Origin of the sequence: Serratia sp. NFX21, from assembly GCF_048517035.1 — a bacterium.
GTDB classification, from domain to species: Bacteria; Pseudomonadota; Gammaproteobacteria; order Enterobacterales; family Enterobacteriaceae; genus Serratia; species Serratia quinivorans.
This window is the reverse complement of sequence record NZ_CP183196.1, coordinates 4,226,161-4,247,443: the sequence shown is the minus strand read 5'-3', so window position 1 is coordinate 4,247,443 and position 21,283 is coordinate 4,226,161. Positions and strand designations below refer to the sequence as shown.

The 21,283-nt window shown below is 55.1% G+C and carries 21 protein-coding genes; 13 read left to right on the top strand and 8 right to left on the bottom strand.

Going from position 1 to position 21,283, the window contains the following annotated elements:
- Positions 1–27 precede the first annotated feature (27 nt).
- From napF to nudK, 6 genes are all read left to right on the top strand, one after another.
- A complete protein-coding gene (napF, locus tag ACNT1W_RS19885) occupies positions 28–525 on the top strand; it encodes a ferredoxin-type protein NapF (RefSeq protein ID WP_261131499.1) in 498 nt (165 codons plus the stop codon).
- The gene (gene napD / locus ACNT1W_RS19880) at positions 515–781 is read left to right on the top strand and encodes a chaperone NapD (protein WP_012146199.1); all 267 of its coding nucleotides are present in this window, start codon (positions 515–517) and stop codon (positions 779–781) included. The genes napF and napD overlap by 11 nt, the downstream gene beginning before the upstream one ends.
- On the top strand, positions 778–3,264 hold the full coding sequence (gene napA / locus ACNT1W_RS19875; protein WP_261097760.1) for a nitrate reductase catalytic subunit NapA: 2,487 nt from the start codon (positions 778–780) through the stop codon (positions 3,262–3,264). The genes napD and napA overlap by 4 nt, the downstream gene beginning before the upstream one ends.
- Before the next feature lie 55 nt (positions 3,265–3,319).
- Positions 3,320–3,769, top strand: coding sequence for a nitrate reductase cytochrome c-type subunit (napB, locus tag ACNT1W_RS19870; RefSeq protein WP_012146197.1), 450 nt, complete (start codon positions 3,320–3,322; stop codon positions 3,767–3,769).
- Positions 3,770–3,780: 11 nt separating this feature from the next.
- A complete protein-coding gene (gene napC, locus ACNT1W_RS19865; protein WP_012146196.1) occupies positions 3,781–4,398 on the top strand; it encodes a cytochrome c-type protein NapC in 618 nt (205 codons plus the stop codon).
- A gap of 131 nt (positions 4,399–4,529) precedes the next feature.
- Positions 4,530–5,105, top strand: coding sequence for a GDP-mannose pyrophosphatase NudK (nudK, locus tag ACNT1W_RS19860; protein ID WP_012146195.1), 576 nt, complete (start codon positions 4,530–4,532; stop codon positions 5,103–5,105).
- Between the two features lie 49 nt (positions 5,106–5,154).
- On the opposite strand, the gene ACNT1W_RS19855 is transcribed toward nudK, so the two are convergent.
- The 5 genes from ACNT1W_RS19855 to ACNT1W_RS19835 all read right to left on the bottom strand — a co-directional run bounded on the left by ACNT1W_RS19855 (position 5,155) and on the right by ACNT1W_RS19835 (position 10,650).
- Positions 5,155–5,577 carry a helix-turn-helix domain-containing protein gene (locus tag ACNT1W_RS19855; RefSeq protein WP_218217467.1) on the bottom strand — a complete coding sequence of 141 codons (423 nt, stop codon included), beginning with the start codon at positions 5,575–5,577 and terminating at the stop codon, positions 5,155–5,157.
- 115 nt (positions 5,578–5,692) lie between these two features.
- Positions 5,693–6,241 carry an urease accessory protein UreE gene (gene ureE, locus ACNT1W_RS19850; protein WP_165366710.1) on the bottom strand — a complete coding sequence of 183 codons (549 nt, stop codon included), beginning with the start codon at positions 6,239–6,241 and terminating at the stop codon, positions 5,693–5,695.
- A 634-nt stretch (positions 6,242–6,875) separates the two neighbouring features.
- Positions 6,876–8,870, bottom strand: coding sequence for a transketolase (tkt, locus tag ACNT1W_RS19845; protein WP_419246048.1), 1,995 nt, complete (start codon positions 8,868–8,870; stop codon positions 6,876–6,878).
- Between the two features lie 17 nt (positions 8,871–8,887).
- A complete protein-coding gene (tal, locus tag ACNT1W_RS19840) occupies positions 8,888–9,838 on the bottom strand; it encodes a transaldolase (RefSeq protein WP_261097768.1) in 951 nt (316 codons plus the stop codon).
- Positions 9,839–10,056: 218 nt separating this feature from the next.
- A complete protein-coding gene (locus ACNT1W_RS19835) occupies positions 10,057–10,650 on the bottom strand; it encodes a lytic polysaccharide monooxygenase (RefSeq protein ID WP_012146190.1) in 594 nt (197 codons plus the stop codon).
- A 405-nt stretch (positions 10,651–11,055) separates the two neighbouring features.
- On the opposite strand from ACNT1W_RS19835, the gene ACNT1W_RS19830 reads away from it, so the two are divergent.
- A complete protein-coding gene (locus ACNT1W_RS19830) occupies positions 11,056–11,997 on the top strand; it encodes a LysR family transcriptional regulator (RefSeq protein ID WP_012146189.1) in 942 nt (313 codons plus the stop codon).
- Positions 11,998–12,094: 97 nt separating this feature from the next.
- Here ACNT1W_RS19830 and ACNT1W_RS19825 read toward each other — a convergent pair whose 3' ends face one another.
- Positions 12,095–13,594, bottom strand: coding sequence for a glycosyl hydrolase family 18 protein (locus tag ACNT1W_RS19825; protein ID WP_259191010.1), 1,500 nt, complete (start codon positions 13,592–13,594; stop codon positions 12,095–12,097).
- Positions 13,595–13,890: 296 nt separating this feature from the next.
- Between ACNT1W_RS19825 and ACNT1W_RS19820 the strand changes: the two genes are divergently transcribed.
- From ACNT1W_RS19820 to maeB, 5 genes are all read left to right on the top strand, one after another.
- Positions 13,891–14,217 (top strand): phage holin, lambda family, encoded by a 327-nt coding sequence (locus ACNT1W_RS19820; protein ID WP_012146187.1) that lies wholly within the window; start codon positions 13,891–13,893, stop codon positions 14,215–14,217.
- Positions 14,207–14,608 (top strand): M15 family metallopeptidase, encoded by a 402-nt coding sequence (locus ACNT1W_RS19815; RefSeq protein WP_012146186.1) that lies wholly within the window; start codon positions 14,207–14,209, stop codon positions 14,606–14,608. The genes ACNT1W_RS19820 and ACNT1W_RS19815 overlap by 11 nt, the downstream gene beginning before the upstream one ends.
- Positions 14,605–14,988 (top strand): hypothetical protein, encoded by a 384-nt coding sequence (locus ACNT1W_RS19810; protein WP_419246047.1) that lies wholly within the window; start codon positions 14,605–14,607, stop codon positions 14,986–14,988. The genes ACNT1W_RS19815 and ACNT1W_RS19810 overlap by 4 nt, the downstream gene beginning before the upstream one ends.
- Complete coding sequence (locus ACNT1W_RS19805; RefSeq protein ID WP_037424075.1) at positions 14,969–15,142, top strand: hypothetical protein; 174 nt, start codon at positions 14,969–14,971, stop codon at positions 15,140–15,142. The genes ACNT1W_RS19810 and ACNT1W_RS19805 overlap by 20 nt, the downstream gene beginning before the upstream one ends.
- 330 nt (positions 15,143–15,472) lie before the next feature.
- Positions 15,473–17,752 (top strand): NADP-dependent oxaloacetate-decarboxylating malate dehydrogenase, encoded by a 2,280-nt coding sequence (maeB, locus tag ACNT1W_RS19800; protein ID WP_012146184.1) that lies wholly within the window; start codon positions 15,473–15,475, stop codon positions 17,750–17,752.
- Positions 17,753–17,805: 53 nt separating this feature from the next.
- Here maeB and mmuM read toward each other — a convergent pair whose 3' ends face one another.
- Both mmuM and mmuP read right to left on the bottom strand, forming a co-directional pair.
- Positions 17,806–18,744 carry a homocysteine S-methyltransferase gene (gene mmuM, locus ACNT1W_RS19795; protein WP_112362331.1) on the bottom strand — a complete coding sequence of 313 codons (939 nt, stop codon included), beginning with the start codon at positions 18,742–18,744 and terminating at the stop codon, positions 17,806–17,808.
- Entirely contained in the window at positions 18,734–20,143 is a 1,410-nt protein-coding gene (gene mmuP / locus ACNT1W_RS19790; RefSeq protein ID WP_012146182.1) for an S-methylmethionine permease, read from the bottom strand. Before mmuP ends, mmuM begins: the two co-directional genes overlap by 11 nt.
- Positions 20,144–20,335: 192 nt before the next feature.
- Here mmuP and ACNT1W_RS19785 point away from each other — a divergent pair, with 192 nt between their 5' ends.
- Positions 20,336–21,187 carry a ChaN family lipoprotein gene (locus tag ACNT1W_RS19785; RefSeq protein ID WP_261131848.1) on the top strand — a complete coding sequence of 284 codons (852 nt, stop codon included), beginning with the start codon at positions 20,336–20,338 and terminating at the stop codon, positions 21,185–21,187.
- Positions 21,188–21,283 lie beyond the last annotated feature (96 nt).

Sequence of the window (21,283 nt, the reverse complement as noted above, 5' to 3'; positions counted from 1 at the left end):
CGTGTTTGCAATGTCGAGGATAACAGCATGACCGTATTGTCACGGCGTAACCTGCTCGGTGGACAATGGCGTCAGCCAGCCGCAGCGATCCGCCCCCCGTGGTCGCTGCGAGAATCCCTTTTTATTACCGGTTGCACTCGCTGCCAGGCCTGCGTTCGCGCCTGCGAAACCGGGGTGCTGATTAGCGGCAGCGGCGGTTTTCCCGAAATTGATTTTCAACGAGCAGAATGTACCTTCTGCGGACGCTGCGTGCAGGCCTGCGAAGAACCGCTATTTCGCCCGTTGGCAGAAACACCCTGGCAACAACATGCGGTATTCGGTAGTGGTTGTCTGGCGCAGCGGGGCGTGGAATGCCGCAGTTGTCAGGATAGCTGTGAGACCCAGGCGATCCGCTTTCGGCCCCGTCTGGGCGAAATGGCTCAACCCGTGCTGGAAGTCACGGCCTGCACTGGCTGTGGCGCCTGTGTCGCCGGTTGTCCGGCCGGTGCCGTTACCCTAACCCAGAGCGAAAATAATGATGAATAACGAATGGCACGTCAGCGGGCTGGTGGTGCAGGCACGGCCGGAAAAAATTCCAAGGCTGGTCGCTGACTTGCTGGCGATCGCAGACACGGAAATTCCGGCCCAGGACCAGCAGCACGGCAAGCTGGTGGTGGTGATGCAGGCAGCTTGTTCCCATCAGCTGCTGGAAAAAATTGAGTCGGTACGCAATTTGGATGGCGTGCTGGCGGTATCGCTGGTTTATCACCAGCAGGACACTCAAGGTGAGGTAACGCCATGAAACTCAGTCGTCGAGACTTCATGAAAGCAAACGCCGCGGTCGCCGCTGCGGCAGCCGCCGGGCTGACTATTCCTACGGTGGTGCAGGCGGCGGCAGGCAGCGCCGACTCTATAAAATGGGACAAAGCGCCCTGTCGTTTCTGCGGCACCGGTTGTGGCGTGCTGGTCGGTACCCAGAACGGCCGCATTGTGGCCTCACAGGGCGATCCGGAAGCGGCGGTCAACCGTGGGTTGAGCTGCATCAAAGGCTATTTCCTGCCAAAGATCATGTACGGCAAAGATCGTCTGACTCAACCACTGCTGCGCATGAAAGACGGCCAGTACCACAAGGAAGGCGAGTTCACGCCGGTCAGTTGGCAGCAGGCTTTCGACATCATGGCCGAAAAGTTCAAGCAGGCCCTGAAAGAGAAAGGCCCAGAGGCCGTTGGCATGTTCGGTTCCGGTCAGTGGACGGTGTGGGAAGGCTATGCCGCCGCCAAACTGCTCAAAGCCGGGCTACGCTCCAATAACCTGGATCCGAATGCCCGTCACTGTATGGCGTCAGCGGTAGTGGGCTTTATGCGCACCTTCGGCATGGACGAGCCGATGGGCTGCTATGACGATATCGAGCAGGCCGATGCCTTTGTGCTGTGGGGCTCCAACATGGCGGAGATGCACCCGATCCTGTGGTCGCGCATCACTGACCGCCGCCTGAGCAATGAGAAGGTCAACGTATCGGTCCTGTCGACTTTTGAGCATCGCAGCTTCGAACTGGCGGACAACGGCATGGTGTTCACGCCGCAGACCGATCTGGCGATCATGAACTACATCGCCAATTACATCATTCAAAATAACGCGGTAGATCAGGACTTCCTTAATCGGCACGTCAACTTCCGCCGTGGCGCGACGGATATCGGTTACGGCCTGCGCCCAACCGACCCATTGGAAAAAGCGGCGAAAAACCCCGGTAGCGACGCTTCGGACCCGATGAGCTTCGAAGAATACAAAGCCTTTGTCGCGGACTACACGCTGGAAAAAACGGCCAAAATGAGCGGCGTGCCGGAAGACCAACTGGAAGCGCTGGCAAAACTGTATGCCGATCCGAACATCAAGGTGGTGTCGTACTGGACCATGGGCTTTAACCAGCATACGCGCGGCGTATGGGCCAACAACCTGTGCTACAACCTGCATCTGTTGACCGGCAAAATCTCCAAACCGGGCTGTGGGCCATTCTCACTGACCGGCCAGCCTTCCGCCTGCGGCACCGCCCGTGAAGTGGGCACCTTTGCCCACCGTCTGCCGGCCGACATGGTGGTCACCAACGAAAAACATCGGCAGACCGCCGAGCAGAAGTGGCAACTGCCGGCCGGTACCATTCCAGCCAAAGTCGGGTTGCATGCGGTAGCGCAGGATCGCGCGCTGAAAGACGGCACGCTGAACGCTTACTGGGTGATGTGCAACAACAACATGCAGGCCGGGCCGAATATCAATGAAGACCGGATGCCGGGCTGGCGCGATGCGCGCAATTTTGTGGTGGTGTCGGATCCTTACCCGACCGTCAGCGCCCTGGCAGCCGACCTGATCCTGCCGACCGCCATGTGGGTGGAGAAAGAGGGGGCCTACGGTAATGCGGAGCGCCGTACTCAGTTCTGGCGCCAGCAGGTGAAAGCGCCGGGCGAGGCCAAATCCGATCTGTGGCAACTGGTGGAGTTCTCCAAACGCTTTACGGTGGAAGAAGTGTGGCCGGCCGAACTGCTGGCGCAGAAACCGGAATATCGCGGCAAAACGCTGTACGACGTGCTGTTCGCCAACGGTGAGGTCAATAAATACCCGCTGACGGAGATCCCGGCGGATCAGCTTAACGATGAAGCTCGCGACTTCGGCTTCTATCTGCAAAAAGGGCTGTTTGAAGAATATGCCGGTTTTGGTCGCGGTCATGGGCACGATCTGGCGCCGTTCGATAGCTATCATCAGGCTCGCGGTCTGCGCTGGCCGGTGGTGGAGGGCAAAGAGACGCTGTGGCGCTACCGCGAAGGGACTGACCCCTACGTTAAAGCCGGAGAAGAAGTGCGTTTCTACGGCAAGCCGGACGGCAAGGCGGTGATCTTCGCGCTGCCATTCGAACCGGCGGCGGAAAGTCCGGATAAAGAATATGACCTTTGGTTATCCACCGGTCGGGTGCTGGAACATTGGCATACCGGTTCGATGACGCGCCGGGTACCCGAGCTGCACCGTGCCTTCCCGCAGGCGGTGGTGTTTATCCATCCGCTGGACGCCAAAAGCCGCAACCTGCGCCGTGGCGAGAAGGTCAGGGTGCTGTCGCGCCGTGGCGAATTGATCAGCACGGTCGAAACTCGCGGCCGCAACCGTCCGCCAAGAGGGCTGGTGTATATGCCGTTCTTTGATGCGGCGCAGCTGGTCAATAACCTGACGCTGGACGCCACCGATCCGCTTTCCAAAGAGGTCGATTTCAAGAAATGCGCGGTGAAGTTGGAGAAGGTGTGAGGCTGACGAATTGCGCGATGAACACCTTATTTAATGACCCGGGAGCCAAATAAAAATGAAAAGCCCTGTTGTGAAAAAGACGTTTGCCCTGTGGGTGACCCTGTTGTCGCTGGCCTTTGCCGGCCTGGCGTTTGCTGCCAGTGATGTCGATCTCAGTAAGTCTCCGGAAGTGTCCTCGACTGCCAGCGGGCCGATCTCGATGCCAAAGCAGCAGGAACGGATGGCGCTGAACTACGTCAATCAGCCGCCGATGATCCCGCATAGCGTGGATGGCTATCAGATCAGCAAGAACACCAACCGCTGCCTGCAGTGCCACGGCGTGGAACATTACCGCACCACCGGTGCGCCGCGTATCAGCCCGACGCATTTTATGGACCGGGACGGCAAGGTGCTGAGCGAAGTCGCGCCACGTCGCTATTTCTGTCTGCAGTGCCACGTACCGCAAACCGATGCGGCGCCGATTGTCGGCAATGATTTCCAGCCCATGCCGGGCTTTGGGCATTAAGCGGGGGAGCTATGAGCGAAGACAAACACACCACCACTGAGAAAAAGCCCGGCCGCCTGTTGCGGATCTGGCGCTGGTGGCGCAGGCCAAGCCGCCTGGCGCTGGGTACGCTGCTGTTGCTCGGCTTTGGCGCCGGCATCATCTTCTGGGGCGGTTTTAATACCGGCATGGAAGCAGCGAATACCGAACAGTTCTGTATCGGCTGTCATGAAATGCGCGAAAACGTCTATGAGGAATACATGGGCACGGTGCATTACAACAACCGCAGTGGCGTGCGTGCCACCTGTCCGGATTGCCACGTGCCGCATGAGTGGGGGCCGAAAATGCTGCGTAAGATTAAGGCCAGCAAGGAGTTGTACGCCAAAGCGTTCGGGCTGATCGATACGCCACAGAAGTTTGACCAGCATCGGTTAGCGATGGCGAGCAATGAATGGGCACGAATGAAGGCCAATGACTCGCAAGAGTGCCGCAACTGCCATAATTTTGAATATATGGACTTTACCGCGCAAAAAACCGTGGCGGCGAAGATGCACGACAAGGCGATAACCGAAGGCAAAACCTGTATCGATTGCCACAAGGGGATCGCCCATAAGCTGCCGGATATGCGCGACGTACCCAACGGCTTCTAAATACTTTTGAGGGTAAAAACCCCGTGGTTCTGTATGAGCTACGGGGTTTTTTGTTGCAAATCCGTTGTCACTTCGAAGCTTAATCGCGGTATCATTTTTGCGTTTCAGCTAACGGAAAAGAAGAAGGGTTCATGTCGGCGAAAATTGAGAATGTGAAAAAAGAGCTGTTGTCGGATAACTGGTATGTACTGCACAAATATACTTTTGATCTCAAGCGCAAGGATGGCGGTTCCGTTCAGCAGATGCGCGAAGTCTACGATCGTGGTAACGGTGCGACCATTTTGCTGTATAACCGCGCCAAGGGCACGGTGGTACTGACCAATCAATTCCGCATGCCGACCTATGTTAACGGCAATGAGAGTGGCATGCTGCTGGAGGCCTGTGCGGGCCTGCTGGATGCGGATTCACCGGAACAGTGCGCGCGACGTGAAGCGGTGGAAGAAACCGGTTTTCAGGTCGGTGAGGTGAAGAAGGTTTTCGAAGCCTATATGTCGCCGGGTGGCGTGACTGAAATTATTCATTTCTTTATCGCCGAATACCATGACGACGAGCGTCATGCGGCTGGCGGCGGTATCGAAGACGAAGATATTGAAGTGGTGGAACTGCCCTTCACCGAGGCGGTGGCGATGATCGCCGACGGGCGCATGAAAGACGGCAAGACCATTATGCTGCTGCAGTACCTGCAAATTCATCGGATTATGGACTGAGACAGACTATTCATCTCGCCGGCGAACGGCGAGATGAATCCAACGTGCGTTAGTTAGGCTTGTGGGCGTTAGCCTGGATTGTCGAGGGTTTTTGTACCATCGTCGGCATGTACAATGAGTAACAGAGCCGGTTATTGTTTAATTGCTTGCTTCTCCTCAGCTCGCCTGGCGTGGTTTTTAACTGTTTTTTGAATGTCCGAGTAAAAACCTGTTGAGAGTCAAAGCCATAATCCAGTGCGATATCCATGATTTTTCTGTCGGTAAATCTCAGTGCGATCGCCGCCTCAGTGACGCGACGCATTCTGATATATTGGGCAAGCGTTAGCCCTGCATGCAACTTGAAAAGCCGTTGAATGTGGAATCTGCTGTAGCCGGATTTTTTTGCAATGGTCTTTATATTCAGCTCGGCTCCCAAATTGCCCTCTATCCATTTAAGCATCTCATTAATAAAAATCTTCATATTAATTGCCATGGAAAACTCCTTTTATCGCATAGACTTTTGGGGCGTTCATGTTTTGTCGTTTGGGTGAATGACCTCTGATTTATAAAAAGAATGCTGGCGGTGTATGGGGGGAGAGACCCTGACGTCATACATGGCGATAGGGAAAGATACCGTCGAATAGGAGATCAATTTCATTAGGGGTTAACAGCGATGAAATATCGGTGCCGTTGACATACCAATAGGACAGCGAGTGGAAACTGTTCTCTTTGAACATGGCGTCTAACGTGCTGGTGGCGATAGTGATCGGGACATAAACCAGATTATTCTTTATCATGGCGTGCAGTTTATGTTGTCCTAAAATCAAACCCAGTTTGAATGCATAGTGAATGATGGCATCTGAATTGGTGGAGAGCAGGCGTTGCAGGTTAATCACCATAATGTCATGTGAGATAACCTTCACGATAACGGCGATTTCGGTCTCTTCATCCCAGATTAAAATGTCCCCATCCGCCAGCCTGCTGTTGGGTGGCATAAATATGGCCAGTTTCAGCCCATCATGGGTAGAGTGTTGATGACATTCTTTTTCCAACTGTGCCGAATCCAGGATGAGGTAGTCTGGAGAGGTTCCACGGATCTTGTCTTGCCACTCTTTGTTCTTATTTATGTTTCCAAGTATTTCACTGATAATAATCATGGCGCTTCCTTTATGTTGAGTGTAACTATCCATGTGTAATTGTTCTTGGTGATTCCAAATGCGGAAGGATACATTTTCTTTTTGTTTTTTTATTTTGATATTTCTGGGTTTTAAAATAGGAATGAAAATTACACGCTATATTCGTATCGTTCAATCTATTAATTTCTTTCTTTTGATCGATTAAATCTATCGGTGTCATCGATCAAAAAGTAAGTTTCGATAGCCATTGGCTATTGTATTTTGATTCTTTTATTTGTAGCGATATGATTATATTAAATATTTTGTTTTTTCTATTTAAATGTGTCCGACTTGAACGAAGGATCACAGTCTCATTGGTTATATGAGGTATTTATTAATGTGCCGTTTTGCAATAAAAATAATGGCATTAAAAATCAATAAACGGCACCGCAACTGATTTCTTAATAAACTATCGCGGGAGTTATTTTATTTTAATTATATCTTTATGATTGCTGTGACGTCAGTTTTAATAAAACAAAGGTATAAGATACCTGATTATGATTAACTCAATTGGGGGTAAGGGCGAATATGAGATATAAAAAGAGCTTCAGCCAGAACGAAAAAGCCCGGCAATGTGCCGGGCTGATGGCTTCATCCTCTCCAGGGGGAGAGGGAACTATTTCAGCAGTGCCAGCGCCTTGGCCACCACGTTGTCCACGGTGAAGCCAAACTCTTTGAACAGCTGCTCTGCCGGGGCAGACTCGCCGAAGCTGGTCATGCCCACGATGGCGCCGTTCAGGCCCACATACTTGTACCAGTAGTCCGCGATACCCGCTTCTACCGCCACGCGTGCGCTAACCGCCGCCGGCAGCACGGATTCACGGTAGGCCGCATCCTGCTTGTCGAACGCATCGGTAGACGGCATGGAGACCACGCGCACCTTGCGGCCCGCCGCAGTCAGCTGGTCTGCCGCTTCCACGGTGATACCCACTTCCGAACCGGTGGCAATCAGAATGACGTCCGGCGTCCCGGCGCAGTCCTTCAGGACATAACCACCACGGTAAACGTTGGCCAGTTGCTCTGCGGTACGCGGCTGCTGGGTCAGGTTCTGACGTGAGAAAATCAGCGTGGTCGGGCCGTCGTTGCGCTCGATGCCGTACTGCCAGGCTACCGCCGACTCCACCTGGTCACACGGACGCCAGGTGCTCATGTTCGGGGTCACGCGCAGGCTGGCCATCTGCTCAACCGGCTGGTGCGTCGGGCCGTCTTCGCCCAGACCGATGGAGTCATGGGTGTAGACGAACACGTTGCGGATTTTCATCAGCGCCGCCATACGCACCGCATTACGGGCGTATTCCACGAACATCAGGAAGGTCGCCGAGTACGGCAGGAAGCCGCCGTGCAGCGCGATGCCGTTGGTGATGGCGGTCATGCCGAACTCGCGCACGCCGTAGTGGATGTAGTTACCCGCCAGGTCTTCGTTGAGTGGTTTGGAGCCGGACCACATGGTCAGGTTGCTTGGTGCCAGGTCAGCGGAGCCGCCGAGGAATTCCGGCAGCACCTTGCCGAAGGTTTCCAGCGCGTTCTGCGAGGCCTTGCGGCTGGCGATATTGGCCGGGTTGGCCTGCAGTTTTTCCACGAAGGCTTTGGCTTCGGCTTTCCAGTTGGCCGGCAGTTCACCGTTCACACGGCGTTTGAACTCGGCAGCCAGTTCAGGGAAGGCTTTCGCGTAGGCGGCGAACTTGTCGTTCCAGGCCGCTTCTTTGGCCTTGCCGGCTTCTTTGGCATCCCACTGGGCATAGATGTCCTGCGGGATTTCGAAGGCGGCGTATTTCCAGCCCAGCGCTTCGCGGGTGGCGGCCACTTCGGCGGCGCCCAGTGCAGCACCGTGCACGTCGTGGGTGCCGGCCTTGTTCGGGGAACCGAAACCAATCACGGTTTTGCACATCAGCAGCGACGGCTTGTCGGTGACCTTGCGGGCTTCTTCAATGGCGGCCTTGATGGCGTCCGGGTTGTGGCCGTCAACGTGACGCACCACGTGCCAGCCGTAGGCTTCAAAGCGCTCGGCGGTGTTGTCGGTGAACCAGCCTTCGACGTGACCGTCGATGGAGATGCCGTTGTCATCGTAGAACGCGGTCAGTTTGCCGAGCTTGAGGGTACCGGCCAGCGAACAGACTTCGTGGGAGATGCCTTCCATCATGCAGCCGTCGCCCATAAAGGCGTAGGTGTGGTGGTCGACGATGTCATGACCCGGGCGGTTGAACTGCGCGCCCAGGGTGCGTTCGGCAATGGCGAAACCGACGGCGTTGGCGATGCCCTGACCCAGTGGGCCGGTGGTGGTTTCCACGCCCGGGGTGTAGCCGTATTCCGGGTGGCCCGGGGTTTTGGAGTGCAGCTGGCGGAAGTTTTCCAGCTCGCTCATCGGCAGGTCGTAGCCGGTGAGGTGCAACAGGCTGTAAATCAGCATGGAGCCATGGCCGTTGGAGAGGACGAAGCGGTCACGGTCAGCCCAGTGCGGGTTGGTCGGGTTGTGGTTCAGGTAGTCACGCCACAGGACTTCGGCGATGTCCGCCATGCCCATAGGTGCACCCGGGTGGCCGGAATTTGCTTTTTGTACGGCGTCCATGCTGAGTGCGCGGATGGCGTTGGCAAGCTCTTTACGAGAGGACATGTTTTACTCCAGTGTGATTACAGTTCAGCGGCCAGCATATCTTCCAGCTTTTGCTGGTCAACGGCGAACAGGCGGATACCTTCGGCCAGTTTTTCAACCGCCATGGCGTCCTGATTGTGCTGCCAACGGAAGTCAGCTTCGGCCAGTGGGGCAGGCTGATGGAAACCTTCGGTGGATGGCGTCAATTTACGCTCGACCGGTTGCTCGCTGTGCTTGAGTTGTTCCAGCAGGTTTGGTGCGATGGTCAGGCGATCGCAGCCGGCCAGGGCCAGAATTTGCTCTACCTTGCGGAAGCTGGCGCCCATGATCACCGTCTGATAACGGTGCTGTTTGTAGTATTCATAAATGTTGCGCACTGATTTTACGCCAGGATCCTGCTCTGCGTCGTAGTCAGCCGCAGGCTGTTTAGCCTGATACCAGTCATAGATACGGCCAACGAAAGGTGAAATCAGGAACACGCCGGCTTCGGCGCAGGCGCGGGCCTGGGCGAAAGAGAACAGCAGCGTCAGATTGGTATTGATGCCTTCTTTTTCCAGCTCCTCGGCGGCTTTGATGCCTTCCCAGGTAGAAGCCAGTTTGATCAGAATACGTGACTTATCGATGCCCTGTTGCTGATACAGCGCCATCAGTTTACGTGCCTTGGCCACACACATACCGCGGTCGAAGGACAGGCGGGCATCCACTTCGGTGGAAATGCGGCCCGGTACGCTTTTCAGGATTTCGACGCCGATATTGACCGCCAGTTTGTCGCAGGCATTAATCAATTGGGTTTCTTTGCTGCCACCTTGCTGGCGGGCATAGCTCAGGGCTTCGAGGATCAGTGGCTTATACTGAGGCAGTGCAGCGGCCTTCAGGATCAGTGAAGGGTTGGTGGTGGCGTCTTGCGGTTCGAACTGGCGGATCGATTCGATATCGCCGCTGTCGGCTACCACCGTGGTTAGCTGCTTGAGTGCATCCAGTTGATTCATTTATAAGCTCCTTGACCAAACGTCAATGTAGGGAAATGAGAACGTTTTCCATCGTAGGCTGCACACACTGCATCAGAAGCCCGCCGATTAAAATGCGCTTTTTCTGATTGTTGCAATGGATAAGAACTATGGATCCCCGAAAACCAGGCTTATAGCGGAGACAGACAATAAAAAAGGGTTCAGCACCCGGCTGAACCCTGCGGTATTCCCCCTCCTTATTATTTAGTCAAATTAACGTCAATTGCCTGATAGAAGGCATTGGCCGTATCTGCCACATCCCACACGGCGAGGATCACGTGCGAACCACTACGGTCTGCCGGTATGTTGCAGTGGTGGGTGACCTGCGCAGCAGGGATCGCGCCGCCGTCGTTCTGTTGACAGAACGGCGTCAGGTCAAACGATGCACGGGTCAGCGGCTGGGAGGCATCCCAGTTTGGTTTGGTAATGAAATAACGCCAGCTGGTGGTGCTATGGCGAGCAGTGAGCGTCCAGGTGAAGGAGTTGGCACCGGTGTGCAGGTTGATCTTGTTCCAGCGGGTCGGCGTTTGCTGATCCAGCTCGAAGAAGGTGGATTTGTCGGCGCTGGCGATATGCCCATCTGCCGGACCGGCCTGTGGGAAGCCTTTCAACCCTTCAACACTCTGCGGTTCGTATTGCACGCTGCCGCACTGGGTATTGAGTTGTAGCTTGCACTGGTAGGAACGACTGGCCGGGGTTTCGACATAGCCGTGGGCGGCAGCCTGTTGTGATACGCCAAACAGTGCGGCGCTCAACAGGCCAAGGGACATAAGGGTACGAGAAGTATTGTTCATAAGTCACTCCTGACTGAAGTTGTATTGTAAGTCGGGTTTATTTCACCGGTGAAATGAGAGGTTATTAACGAAATTAAAAACATCATTCTTGGCGGCTTGTTTTATTTTTACTCTTAGTCTCGGCTGTCAGGATGGAATGTTTTATAGGCTATTAACTAAAATTATTATGATGATTGCCTTTCGTTTCTTGGTTGAATTTATTTAAATACTGCTGTCTAAAAAAACGGCGTCATGATGAATTTTATTTAAAGGTTCGATGAATAGTCTTTCAGATGACGCTCTCCGATATGGAGTATATTGCTTGTGGTTTGACTTACTCTTGTGTGACTTGAACGACTTTTACGCGCCAACCACTTGGGAATTTAGTGTCAATTTTTTCTTATTTTATTTCAAAGAGGAATTTGTATGACTAGATTATCCCTGGATGCGATTAAAATAATCAGCACCATAAAAAGTACCGGCTCTTTCTCAATGGCGGCGGAGGCACTGCATAAAACGCCGTCGGCGATATCCTATAGGGTTTCCAATATTGAAAGTAAACTCTGCGTGAAACTTTTTCATCGTAATGGCCCGATGATTACCCTGACAGATGAAGGGGAATTCCTGTTGCAAGAGGGCAGCTGGATTTTAAATGCGGTGCAGGATCTTGAGAGTAGGGTAAGAAACATCCCGAAATTCGATAATAATATCCGCATCGTCGTCGATAATTTCTTTCCACTGGAAACTATCACCCAGGATATCCGTGACTATATCCAGCACAGTCCAAATGCCAACATTTCCGTACAGCGTGAAGCACTGAATGGTACCTGGGACGCCCTGAAGAACAACCGGGCGGATTTGATTATCGCCATCGGCCAGATCCCGGACAGCGTGCAGGCCAAAACGCTGATGCTCGGCAAACTGAATTTTGTGCTCTGTGTTTCACCTTCGCATCCCTTTGCGGCGCAGAAAAAGCCGGTGGATAAAAACCAGCGGCTGAACGATATCGTGGTGGTGATTGCCGACAGCAGCCACGAACTGCCCAAGCGTAACCACGGCACCATGCCGTTACAGCGTCAACTGGTGGTGTGCGACGTCGAAAGTAAGCTGTCGCTGTTGAAGCGCGGCATTGGTCACGGCTTCCTGCCACCGGCGCTGATAGAAAAAGAGTTGGCGAGCGGTGAGCTGGTGACGGTGCCGGTCGATATGCAAAAGGGGGACGAAATGATTTGGCTGGCCTGGCACCCGGCCAGCAAGGGCGCCGGATTTAGCTGGTGGCATGAGCGACTGACGCGTAAAAGCGACGTCTTTAGCCTGATGGGACGCGAAGTGATACGTGACGGGGGTTACCCTTGGTGTAACAACTGAGGGAATTGACCACGAAGGGATGCGAAAATTAAACGTTTAATGCAATAAAAACCCCGTTGCCATCGGCCCCGGGGTTTTTTAATGCGGCAACCTGCCGTTATGCCACGCGGCCCACTTTCAGCCAGGCGCTGTCCGAACCGGGTACGGAAGTGATGAAGCCCCACTTGGTCTGCCAGACATAGCCAAGATAAGACACCAGCGCCCCCTGGTTATAGGTGGTACCGGCAACGTAAGCCGGGGCGCTCATGATCGGTAAATTACCCGGACCAACGCCGGTATAACGCAGGCCGGTGCCCATATCCAGTTGACTGTCATCGTAGTCCGTCGCGTTGAAATAGCGGTCCAGCGACGCCAGCAGGTCACCGTTACGGTTATCCTGGCCCAGATGCCAGAACATCACGCCGCCCAGTTGCTGCTGCTTGATGTATTTCGCCTTGTACTTGAAACTTTCGACGTCGTCGTAGGTAACAAACAGGCCATTGGCCGCGTGATACAGGTACGGCGTTTTGGTCTTGTCGTTCCACAGGCGCTGATAGCCGTAGTTGCCCAATAGCATTTGTTCCAGTTGGCGGTAGGAGGCGATGCGCGGATCCTTATCGCGCACACACTCTTCACAGCCCACCAACCAATAGTCGGTGCCCGGGAACGGATCTTCCCCCGGGGTGCTGTGGCTGCTGTACTGGCCGCCGTTGCTGCTGCTGACGCCCTTGAACGCGCGACCGTAGAACGGCACACCCATGACGATTTTGTTGCTTGGCACGCCTTCCAGCATCAGATGCTGTTGTACCGCCGCATCTACCGTCAGGCTGAACGGGCTGGGGAAGGCGCGGGTCAGTTCTTCCCAGCTCCAGCCCAGGTTGGCTTCACGCAGCGCGTTATAGAAGGTTGGCCCGGCGCTGTCGCCGAACAGTCCCGCCTGGTGGTTGGTGATTTTCTCCCACGGGCCGGCCAGATCGTAGGTCATCAGGTTGATGTAATCGAGTGAGGCGACGATCTGCGGCAGCTTGCTGTAGTAACGCGACAGGAAGAAAGCGCCGCCGGCCCCGGCAATGGTCAGTTGGTAAGGCAGCGCCTGACGACCGTCAGCCAGGGTTTGCTGGTTAAGCAGGGTGCGGATCTCCTGCAGCGCGGCGACAAAGCCGTCCACCTCGCTGCTTTGCGGATATTCCCAGTCAATGTCTACGCCGTCAAAACCGTAATCTTTCATGATGCGGACGCAGGATTGAGCGAATTTGGTACGTGCCGCCGGGGTTTTCACCGCGTTGACATAGTTGGCATGGGAAACGCCCAGATCGTTGGAGTAATACCAGCCACCGATGGAGAACATGATCCGCAGGCTGGGGTTGTGTGCCTTCAGCGCGGTTAACCGGCTGACCACGTCGCGCGCCTTGGCGTCGTTAGTCGCCGGGTCCCAGGCGCATTCCAGATTGCTGTTAATGTCGAGGAACGAGAAATTAATGTGGGTCAGCTGTTTGGCCTTGGCCGGTGTGATGTTGGATACCGGGAAGGGCACGATTGAAGTATCAGACTCGGTATAGTTATTAATTTGGTTGGTCGGAATAAAATAATAACCAATAACGGCTTTACGTTCGGACATGGTATTTCTCCAGGGTTGAGGTTTGTTGTTATTGAGAGCAATTCTCTCGCCGCTATTAATGTTTATTTTTCCAATAAAGAGAAGTCGAAAAAAATCACAGTAAAGATGAATTTTTTATCGCTCGACGCCGTTATTTCCCACGAGTTGTTGTGCCATGGCTGAGCATGAATCAATTTGAACTTAGAGACTGTATTTATTCATTTGCTTTGTTATAGCATCCTTAACTAGATTCTGAATGTACCGATACCCCACCGGCCGTGATTGGCAGTTAATTAAAATAAAATAGGAGTTCAGCTATGTCCAGTTTAGAGCCAGACGCTGTTGGCTTAATTATCCAGCGAGCATGTGAATATCTGCAGCCGGTGATGAATGCCATTTTGGCGGGCATCATGGCGTTATTGCACGGAGCTTACCGCAACGTAGGTATGCGGCGCCGATTATTAAATGCCGGCATGTGTGCATTATTGGCCTGGACGGTACGCGATGCATTAGCGCTGGCCGGGTTGGAATTAAAGTGGGCGAATCTTGCCAGCGTACTGATTGGCTTTCTTGGGGCCGATTATATCAGCGCATTAATTAAAAAAATCATAGGAAAAAAAACGGGGCTTAAAAATGATAAATGAAATTGAAGATATTCGGTTTACCGCCCGCAGTGAGGCGAATTTAATTGGCGTTCACCCGGATCTGGTACGGGTGATACGGCTGGCACTGCATTACTCGTTGGTGCCGTTTTCCATCACCGAGGGGCTGCGTACCATGGCGCGTCAGCGCGATCTGGTACGCGGTGGTCAAAGCCAGACGCTAAAAAGCCGGCATTTGACCGGTCACGCGGTGGATGTGGTGGCGATGCCGGCGGGCGTGGTGTCGTGGGAATGGGACTATTACGCGCAAATCGCGGTGGCGGTGCGCCGTGCGGCACGCGAATGTGCGGTTAACGTTGAGTGGGGGGGCGAATGGAAAACGCTGAAGGACGGGCCACACTTCCAGCTTTCCTTCAGGGATTACCCGGCATGAGCGGCTGGCTGAGCCGGTTGGCGCAGGGGGGATTGTTGCTGCTGCTGTTGGCAGCCATCAGCCTGGCCGCTTATAGCTCGCTGTTGTCGCATCGGCTGGATCTGATGCGACAGCAGGCGAGCGAACAGCAGAAGACCCTGGCGCAGCAGGCGGGGTTGATTGCCACGCTGCAAACCCAGGATGCACAGAACCGGGCGCTGATGGCGGCTCAGCAGCAGCAGGAACAGCAGTTGCGTCAGCAAAGCGACGTCTACCAGAGGAAATATCGTGAAGCGATTAAAAATGATGCCTGTGCTGGGCAGCCTATGCCTGGCGCTGTTATTGAGCTCTTGCGGCCAACCCCCGCAGACGGCAGCGCCGGTGGTGCTGTTGCCCCCTGAGTCGGTGTTTACCCCGTGCGAGCAACCGCAGCTGCTGGGTAACACCTGGGGCGATGCGCTGAGTTACACGCTGGCACTACAAACCTCGTTACAAATTTGCGCAGGCCGGGTGGCGACGCTCAATGCCTGGCGAGCCCAACTGCCGTCGCACTGACGGTATTCAGACTACTGATGATGCCCGATATTAGGGAGAGCGTGCCGAAGGGGTCGTAGCAGCCTTGGCTGCCGGAGCGCCCCTCGGTGCGCTAGGCCCGGGTATCTCGAGCTAAAAAACAACTTTGTTATCAAACTCACTATCAGTCGCACTGACGGAGTGTTTTTCTTTTCCCTCCTGTGGTACTTCTTTTTTTACTTTTAAAAAACTATTTCGATCAAGGTTATGGCCCGCTTCAAAGTTTGTGACGTTTCTCTCACTATACTGGTCTAGCCTTAAAGGTTTACAAGTCTTACCTCAACATAAAAGCAAAAAGCATAGGAACCCATAATGGACGAACAGCTCAAACAGAGTGCGCTTGATTTTCACCAGTATCCGACCCCAGGGAAGATCCAGGTATCTCCAACCAAACCGCTGGCAACGCAACGCGATCTGGCGCTGGCCTACTCGCCGGGCGTCGCAGCCCCTTGTCTGGAAATTGCTGCCGATCCTCTCGCGGCCTACAAATACACCGCACGCGGCAACCTGGTGGCGGTGATTTCCAACGGTACGGCGGTGCTGGGGCTGGGTAATATCGGTGCCTTGGCCGGTAAGCCGGTAATGGAAGGGAAAGGCGTCCTGTTCAAGAAGTTTTCCGGCATCGACGTGTTTGATATCGAAGTGGATGAGCTAAACCCTGACAAGCTGATCGACATCATCGCCGCGCTGGAGCCCACCTTTGGCGGTATCAACCTGGAAGACATCAAAGCGCCGGAGTGTTTCTACATCGAGCAGAAACTGCGTGAGCGCATGAAAATCCCGGTATTCCATGACGATCAGCACGGTACCGCCATTATCACCACCGCCGCAGTGCTGAACGGCCTGCGGGTAGTGAAAAAGAATATTTCCGACGTGCGACTGGTGGTTTCCGGTGCCGGCGCGGCGTCGATCGCCTGTTTGAACCTGCTGGTGGCGCTGGGGTTGCGCCAGCAGAACATTACCGTCTGCGACTCCAAAGGGGTGATCTACAAAGGTCGCGACGCCAACATGGAACAGACCAAAGCGGCCTACGCCATCGAAGACAACGGCCAGCGGACGCTGGGGGATGCTATCCCGGATGCCGATATCTTCCTCGGCTGTTCCGGTCCGGGCGTGTTGACCCAGGATATGGTGAAAACCATGGCCAGGGATCCGTTGATCATGGCGCTGGCCAACCCGGAACCGGAGATCTTGCCGCCGCTGGCGAAAGCCGTGCGTCCGGATGCCATTATCTGTACCGGCCGTTCCGACTACCCGAACCAGGTCAACAACGTCTTGTGCTTCCCGTTCATCTTCCGCGGTGCGCTCGACGTGGGCGCGACCACCATCAACGAAGAAATGAAGCTGGCCTGCGTGCATGCGATTGCCGATCTGGCACTGGCAGAACAGAGCGACGTGGTGGCTTCGGCCTATGGCGATCAGGACCTGTCATTTGGCCCCGAATACATCATTCCCAAGCCTTTCGATCCGCGCCTGATTGTTAAAATCGCCCCGGCGGTTGCCAAGGCGGCGATGGAGTCCGGCGTGGCGACACGTCCGATCGAAGACTTTGATGCCTATGTCGAAAAATTGTCCGAGTTCGTCTACAAAACCAACCTGTTCATGAAGCCGATCTTCTCCCAGGCGAAGAAAGAAATGAAGCGCGTGGTGATGGCGGAAGGGGAAGAGGAAAGGGTACTGCATGCGACTCAGGAACTGGTGTCGCAGGGGCTGGCCTATCCAATCCTGGTTGGTCGTCCGAGCGTGATTGAAATGCGGCTGCAAAAACTCGGCCTGCAACTGACGCCGGGTAAAGACTTTGAAGTGGTGAACAACGAGTCCGACCCACGCTTTAACGAATACTGGGGCGAGTATTACCAGATCATGAAGCGTCGTGGCGTATCTCAGGAACAGGCGCGTCGTGCGGTAATTGGTAACCCAACGCTGATCGCTGCCATCATGCTGCATCGCGGCGAGGCGGATGCGATGATCTGCGGCACCATCGGCAGCTATCACGAGCATTACGACGTGGTCGAGAAAGTGTTTGGTTTCCGCGAAGGGGCGCACGTTGCCGGGGCGATGAATGCGCTGCTGCTGCCAAGCGGCAACACCTTTATTGCCGACACCTATGTCAATGACGATCCGACGCCGGAGCAACTGGCAGAAATCACCCTGATGGCGGCGGAAACCGTGCGCCGTTTCGGGATTGAACCCAAGGTGGCGCTGCTGTCTCATTCCAGCTTTGGCTCTTCCGATAACCCGGCGGCCTGCAAGATGCGTAAAACGCTGGAGCTGGTGAACAAGATGGCACCGGAGCTGGAGATTGACGGTGAGATGCACGGTGACGCCGCGCTGGTGGAAAGCATCCGTAACGATCTGATGCCGGATAGCCCGCTGAAAGGGGCGGCCAACGTGCTGATCATGCCGAATATGGAAGCGGCGCGTATCAGCTACAACCTGCTGCGCGTATCTTCTTCCGAAGGCGTTACCGTGGGGCCGGTGCTGATGGGGGTATCGAAACCGGTACACATCCTGACGCCAATCGCCTCGGTACGCCGCATCGTCAACATGGTCGCGCTGGCCGTGGTGGAAGCGCAGACCACGCCGTTATAAGCCTTAAGTGACTACAAGCCTCCAGCGTTTCGGCGCCGGAGGATTTTTTTATTTTATGCCCTGCAGCGCGTGGCGATCTGGTGGATATCCTGCGGTGTCGTGCGGCAACAGCCGCCAATCAGCCGGGCGCCGATGCGTTGCCATTCGCCGATTTGATCAATCAGACTGCCGTGCGCCCCCCCACAGGCATGCCAGGTTTTGCTCACAGCGTCGTAGTGTTCACCCGAGTTCGGATAGACCAGCAGCGGCTTGTCAGCCAGTGCGGCAAATTGCTGCAGCGCCGGGGCCACATTTTCCAGCGCAATGCAGTTAATGCCAATCGCCAGCACCTGTGGATTCGCCTGCAGCGCTGCCATGACCTCGGTCAGCGGCGTCCCGTCGCTGAGGTGTTGACTGTCGCGCAGGGTGAAAGCGAACCAGGCACCCAGGGTTGGGAACTCTTCCAACAGCGTCAGCAACGCCTGCAGTTCGCTGAAGGATGGCAGAGTCTCGCAGGCCAGTAAATCCACCCCGGCCTCGGCCAGTGCGCTGATGCGCGGGCGGTGGAAGGCGATCATCTCTTCCTGCGGCAGCGAGTAATCACCGCGATATTCAGACCCATCGGCCAGATAAGCGCCATAGGGGCCTACCGAGCCGGCAATCAGCAGCGGTGCGGCCTGCGGGTGTTGTGCCAGATAATCGCTGCGCGCCTGCTGCGCCAACTGCACGCTTTTGGCGATCAGCGCCAGTGACTGCGCTTGATCCAAACCACGGCGCAGAAAGCCCTGCGGTGTTGCCTGGTAGCTGGCGGTGATGGCGCACTGCGCTCCGGCGTTGAAATAGTCGAGATGCACCTGATAAATCAGCTCAGGGTTTTCAATCAGCACTTTTGCCGACCACAGCGGATCGCTCAGATCGCAGCCGCGGGCTTCCAGTTCGGTGGCCAGTGCGCCGTCTAAAATCAGCGTAGGGTGGGCGCTCAAGAGTGTGGCGACAGGGTTGTTAACCGACATGATTCTCTCCCAGAGAGGTTTTTTGCCCGGCACGGCGGGTCAGGTAATAGGCGATGTAGCACAGGGCGACAAAGGGCAGCCCGCAGTAAAGCGCGATGCGCTGCTCCGGATCGAACGCCAGCCCGACGCAGGCCAGCAGGCACAGGGTGAAACCAACGATCGGCGTTAGCGGGTAACCCGGCGCGCGGTATTTCAGACCGGAAATGGGCTGGCCGCTGCGGACATAATGACGGCGGAAAGCGAAGTGCGAGGCGCAGATGCTCAACCAGACCACCACCACCGCAAAACCGGAAATTGCCGACAGCGCCACGAACACCGTGTCCGGGGCGATCACGCTGGTCAGCAATGCCAGTACGCCGCCGAGCATGCTGAAGGTCAGCGCGTTGATCGGGATACCGCGTTTATTCACGCGGGAGAAATAGGCCGGCAGGGTGCGCTGGTTGGCCAGCGACCACAGCATGCGGCCCGACGCGTACAGGCCCGAATTGGCTGCCGACAGGATGGCGGTCAGGATCACGAAATTAAAGATATCGGCGGCATAGGGCACCCCGATGCGTTCAAACACCAGCACAAACGGGCTTTTGACAATCCCGGCCTGATCCATCGGGATCAGCGCCGCCAGAATAAATACCGTCCCGATAAAGAACAGCATCAGGCGGATCACCGTGGTACGTATCGCCCAGGGCACCACCTTTTCCGGGTTCTCGGTTTCACCGGCGGCAATGCCGATAAGCTCAGTGCCGGAGAATGCGAAATTCACGGCCACCATGGTCATCAGGATCGGCAAGGTGCCGTTTGGCAGCCAGCCGGAGGCGGTCAGGTTATGCAGGAAGGGGGCTGGCGTGCCGTCTTTCATCGGCAACAGGCCGAACATGGCCGCACCGCCGAGGATGATAAACGCCAGAATGGTAACGACCTTGATCAGCGAGAACCAGAATTCGCTCTCAGCAAAGAAGCGGGTCGTGACCACGTTAAGCAGGAAAATCGCCGCGCAGAAGATCAAACACCACAGCCACACCGGTGATTGCGGGAACCAATACTGCATGCAGAAACCGGCGGCGGTCAGGCTGGAACCCAGCGCGACCGTCCAGGTCAGCCAGTACAGCCAGGCGACGGTGTAACCGGTGGCCGGGCCAAGATAGCGTGATGCGTAGACGTGGAAGGCGCCGGTTTCCGGCATCGCCACCGACAGTTCACCCAGGCACAGCATCACCAGATAGACCACCAATGCGCCGATCAGATAGGCCAACAGGGTGCCGAGAGCACCGGTAGTGGAAATGATATAGCCGGTGTTGAAGAACAGCCCGGTACCAATCACGCCGCCCAGCGACAGCATCACCAGATGTCGGGCCTTCATGGTGCGTTTGAACTGCCCTTCGGCGGGAACGGCTGAGTGCATAATATTCTATCCGTATAGACGTCTAAACAGCTAAATGGCTATCAGTTATACCCGCAATACTTCATGAAATCAATGTGTGAGCGGAAACCATAAAGCAAAAACCGTTATCAGCGTCTCAGGACAGGTGGCTTTCTATATGCAAATGATAATTATTATCTATAATGTCGCCACTTTTATTACAAGGGCAGCATGATGAGATTTTTGATTTTATTGGCCGCGCTGACACTGGGCGCCTGTAGTCAGGCACCGGTTTCCTCGCCGAAAAACAGCCTTGATAACCTGGGGAAAATTACCGACTTGCGCAGCGGCGAAAGTTTGTCCCCCGAGCAACTGCTGACCCGATTGGCCGCTCAGCCACGGGTTATCGTCGGAGAAAAGCATGACAACCCATACCACCACCAGATTGAACTGTGGCTGGTGGAAAACTTACCGCAGCAGCGGCCGCAGGGCAGCGTACTGATGGAGATGATTAACCCGAATCAGCAGGCCAAAGTGAGTCAGGTGAAACAGTGGCTGCAGGGTAATCCGAGAGTGCGTGATGAGCGCGTGGCGGAGTTGATTGACTGGCAACCAGGCTGGAAATGGCCGCTGTACGGGGATTTGACGATGGCGGCGATGCGCGCACCGTACCCGCTGTGGTCGGCCAACCTGGATCGCGATGAAATCATGGCGTTTTATCAGCAGCCGGTTTTCCCGCAGGGCCAACTGTCAGTGCGTCCGGCGGTGCAGAAAGCGCTGGAAGAAACTATCCGCACTTCGCACGGTGGGAAAATTGAGCCTCAACAACTGCATGCCATGCTGGCGATCCAGCAGCAACGCGATCGACGTATGGCCGAACGTTTACTGGCCGCGCCGACGCCGACGCTGCTGATTGCCGGCGGTTATCATGCTTCCAAATCGGTGGGGGTGCCGCTACACGTGCAGGATCTGCAGCCGACAGCGTTGCCAACCGTGTTGATGCTGGTTGAGCCCGGTGTACAGGTCGATAAGCAGGTGGCGGATTACCTGTGGGTTACCCCAGCGGTTAACCCTGAGGGTAAATGATTAGGTTAAGACGGTGAAAAGAACTGTTAATACAAATTACAAATGATTATCATTAGCAAATGAGATCTAAAATCATTCGTAATTAAGCAATCTAAT